General features: G+C 56.1%; 4 protein-coding genes and 2 pseudogenes. 4 read left to right on the top strand and 2 right to left on the bottom strand.

All coding sequences use genetic code 11. The features are described 5' to 3' along the window. The coding region (locus ACVCAM_RS25970; protein ID WP_218778289.1) for a hypothetical protein at positions 1–239 on the top strand (239 nt) is incomplete at its 5' end. 615 nt (positions 240–854) lie between these two features. Here the strand turns inward: ACVCAM_RS25970 and ACVCAM_RS25975 are convergent. Then, positions 855–1,142, bottom strand: a complete 288-nt coding sequence (locus ACVCAM_RS25975) for a thermonuclease family protein (protein WP_009486461.1) — start codon at positions 1,140–1,142, stop codon at positions 855–857. Positions 1,143–1,434: 292 nt separating this feature from the next. Here ACVCAM_RS25975 and ACVCAM_RS25980 point away from each other — a divergent pair. From ACVCAM_RS25980 to ACVCAM_RS25990, 3 genes and pseudogenes are all read left to right on the top strand, one after another. After that, positions 1,435–1,871, top strand: a pseudogene (locus ACVCAM_RS25980) (IS66 family transposase); the annotation flags it as partial. Positions 1,872–2,060: 189 nt separating this feature from the next. Further along, entirely contained in the window at positions 2,061–2,435 is a 375-nt protein-coding gene (locus ACVCAM_RS25985) for a cupin domain-containing protein (protein ID WP_001348195.1), read from the top strand. Between the two features lie 23 nt (positions 2,436–2,458). Beyond that, positions 2,459–3,022 carry a chlorite dismutase family protein gene (locus ACVCAM_RS25990; RefSeq protein ID WP_001097412.1) on the top strand — a complete coding sequence of 188 codons (564 nt, stop codon included), beginning with the start codon at positions 2,459–2,461 and terminating at the stop codon, positions 3,020–3,022. 250 nt (positions 3,023–3,272) lie between these two features. Here ACVCAM_RS25990 and ACVCAM_RS25995 read toward each other — a convergent pair. Continuing rightward, positions 3,273–3,650: pseudogene (locus ACVCAM_RS25995) on the bottom strand (IS66 family transposase); the annotation flags it as partial. Positions 3,651–3,694: the final 44 nt, after the last annotated feature.

The raw sequence follows: 3,694 nt of genomic DNA on the forward strand, positions 1-3,694 counted from the left end.
AGGGGATGATAAGTTTATCACCACCGACTATTTGCAACAGTGCCACAGAAAATTACCTGAACTGCGTCAACTCGGAGTCTGGCCGCGTGCGCGTGGAAGCAAAGCGGGCGAGCGAAGAATACGGGCGAGTGCTGCGGCGCTATCCGCTGAAACCCGGCGAGACGGTCGAGCGTCCGCAACGCGGGGAAGTCGTCAGCAGCTCCGGGGTTCTCCCCCCACTGGACCCAGGCGAATACTAAGCGCGGCGGTGTGTAATAGACGGAGCGCGAGGCGACTACTGGTCAGGGTTTGCGCAAGGCGGGTGTGTAATAGACGGGAGGGGATCGATCCGGCGATCCAGCCTGTGGATAGTCCGTCTATTACCCACCCGGTTCCGTCGTTTACCCACCCAACCCCGTCTATTACCCACCGGAAACCGTCTATTACCCACCGAGGGGTTCTATAAGCAACTGATAATGAAGGTAAATTTTGCCTTCTGATTCCCTAAAACTCTTTAAAACAAAAAAAACATATATAAAACGTGTAGCCCTGGGGAAAACAGCCCGTGGAATTATGGACAATCCGGCAAGCCGGATACCTGCCTAACCGCTTCGCGGTTCCCCATTGACAGGCCAGGGACAACCGCGAGCGGTTGCCCCCACCCTGCCAACAGGTCGGCAGTTGCCCACAATACCACCGGCTCAAGCAACAGGATTTTTTTATATTTTTGTTTTTAAAAGAAAAAAGCGGCCGTGCTCTAGTGGCATGGCCGCGTTACGTGGTCCTATCAGGGGCTTGTGGCTCTTGCGCCTCCTCGGATCGACACAAGTGCCGATCACTGCGGCGGGGCGCTCCTGGCTCAAGCTGAAAAGCGATCAGTATCCGCACCAGTGGCGACGGCGTTCCCTCCACGCATTCGGGCCGGGCCTCCACTCAACGGCTAACCCCTCGGCCATGAGGGTTTGCCCCACGTCCCGCCCGTCGATCAGCAGGTGAACAAGGCGGCGGTCGTACTTGTCGGCTTGGCCGGAATCGACAACCTCGATGCGCTGAGCGTTGGCAACCAGTTCGCGGAGGCGTGCGGTTGCCTCGCGGCCCTTCGTCAGCTCGGCGTCGCACCTGGGCTTGTAGGTTTCCGGGGTGTCAATCGACAGCAGGCGCAAGCGTTGACCGTTGTATCGTAACCGTCCGGTGATTCCACCTTGAGCCAAATCGCCTGCCGACCAAAAGGCTCGAAGCTTACCACCCGGTCGATTCCGGTCAGATCCAGAAACGCCTCGTCGATGGAGTAGACATCCACTCTCGATGCCAGAGCTTCCAGGGTCGTCATCACCCGCCGGCTTATATCGCCATTTGTGTGGAATAGAGAATCAATTGGAACGGGGGCTTTGCTCGCCCCCCCTTGAACTTCTCATACCCAACCTGTTTGGCTATAGCTACTGAGGAGATCGCGGTGGCCCACCAAATCTTCCGGTCATCCTGTTCAATTACACCGCTAGCCGTACCCAGGAGGTGCCGCAGCGCCTCCTGGAGGCAGAAAGGCGTCGAGCGTATAGGTTGCTGGGCATGCGCGGCGCAAGTTCATCAGAAAACTCAATCCAAGGGCAAGATCGGCCGAGCGGAGATGGCACTGACTCTTATCAACAAGCTCTACGGCATCGAGCGCGACATGGAAGAGGCGGGCGATGCCCAGCGATACCAGACGCGCCAGTCGCAAAGCCAGGCTTTCCTGGAGCAACTGAAAGCTAGGCTGGACAAAACCCCTCCCCAGGTCACGTCGTCAAAGTGCCTTGGGCAAGCAATCAATTGCCTTGCGAGCAACTGGTTAAAGCTGATCCGCTACATCGAAAGGGGGACACCTGCCCATCGACAACAACCCTGCCGAGCGGGCGAGCCACCTTCTCATGTACATATGACCAAAGCGTCGCCCGTCTCCTCCCGTTATGTCATGCCTACCCACGACGGAGTATTGACGGTCTCTGTGCGCCAGAGCATAGTTTTCCCGAAGGGCGCTTAGGTACATATCTTCATGTGCTGTCCAGGCGCAGTTGCGTTTAGAGTACGTGTCCAATCAGTTTTAAATGGGTGTGAACATGAGAGCAGAAACTGAATCGCGGATTTTTTCGGTGGATGAATATGTTCGTCCGTCTAACGGCGAACCGATTCGTTCGGTTGTTCTGGAAACCAATGACTCTGTCGTCGTTGTTTGGCACGCCCACCCTGGGCAGGAAATAGCTTCCCATGTACATCCTCACGGCCAAGATACTTGGACGGTTATCTCAGGTGAAGCCGAATATCATCAAGGTAACGGCATAGTCACTCATCTTAAAGCTGGAGATATTGCGATCGCAAAACCTGGGCAGGTACATGGTGCAATGAACTCTGGCCCCGAACCTTTTATATTTGTTTCAGTGGTTGCGCCGGGCAATGCCGGTTTTGCGTTGGCTGAGAAATAGGCGAAAGGCCTGAGAGGAAACTGATGAATACACGATTATTTACGTTCGCTGGTGGAGAAACGGGTGTTTGGCGCGTTGTTCGGATGGATGCCGTGGCGGGAGCCCCTCTCCCTGGAATCCCCCGGCTCGACGTAGCCGCTGGCTCTGTTTCGCCGCAGCCTTTGGGCACCAAATGGCTTCTTCGCGGGATAACGAGTAACGAGCGTTATGTCGTGCGTGAAGAGAAGGATCGTCTCGTGGCGAAGCAGCCAAGTTTGGGTCGAGCAGAGGCCACCTGTGCCGCCCTGATCCCTATCCGGAAAAACCCCTCATGGTGGGGACTGGCTCAAGACGAACGCCGGAAGATTTTTGAGGAGCAGTCCCGTCACATTCACATTGGGCTCCAATATCTCCCTGCTGTGGCCCGTCGTCTCCACCATTGTCGGGACCTGGGCGAGAGCGAACCCTTCGACTTCTTGACGTGGTTCGAATATTCCCCGTCTGATGAGCCGGGCTTTAACAGGCTTTTGGCCGAACTCCGGGCCTCGGTGGAGTGGAAGTATGTCGACAGAGAAATCGACATCCGGCTAGTGCATGAGCCGGCCTAGTATCAGGTTTAACTGCGATCTCCGTGCGGCATACACCTGCGACACCCGCAGCCCAGCAAAGCCCGGAAAATCTAGTGTGTCTAATAACTTAGGAGTAACACGACACGTATGCCTAGCGAGCCACCAGTCGCTTGGGAAATTTTCTACTTATGGCCTCCTCTTTCTCTCATCGATCTCCCAGGGCATATCCTGCCGTCTAGAGTTGGCACCTTGTCCAGCTTTCGAAGAAGGCTCTCCATACACGTCCGGCCTACACCTTGTTAGGTATGGCCGGTTTCCAGTTGTGGGGCAATAGCTCGTCGATGGCGTTGTTCTTCTGTGTCGGCAGGCGAGTCAGCACATCCTTCAGGTAGGCATAGGGATCATGCCGATTCAGCTTCGCTGACTGTATTAGGGTCATGACCGCAGCCGCACGTTGACCACTGCGCAGTGAACCCGCAAACAGCCAATTGCTGCGCCCCAGCGCCCAGGGTCGGATCTGGTTTTCCACCCAGTTGTTGTCGATGGGCACAGCGCCATCGTCCAGGTAGCGCGTCAGCGCTTCCCAACGTTTGAGGCTGTAATCCAGGGCTTTGGCCGTGCCGGAGCCATCCGGCACTTTCTGGCGATGGGCCAGCATCCACTGATGGGCACTGTTGCAAAGTTAGCGATGAGGCAGCCTTTTGTCTTATT

The organism is Enterobacter sp. CFEC122, assembly GCF_052983755.1.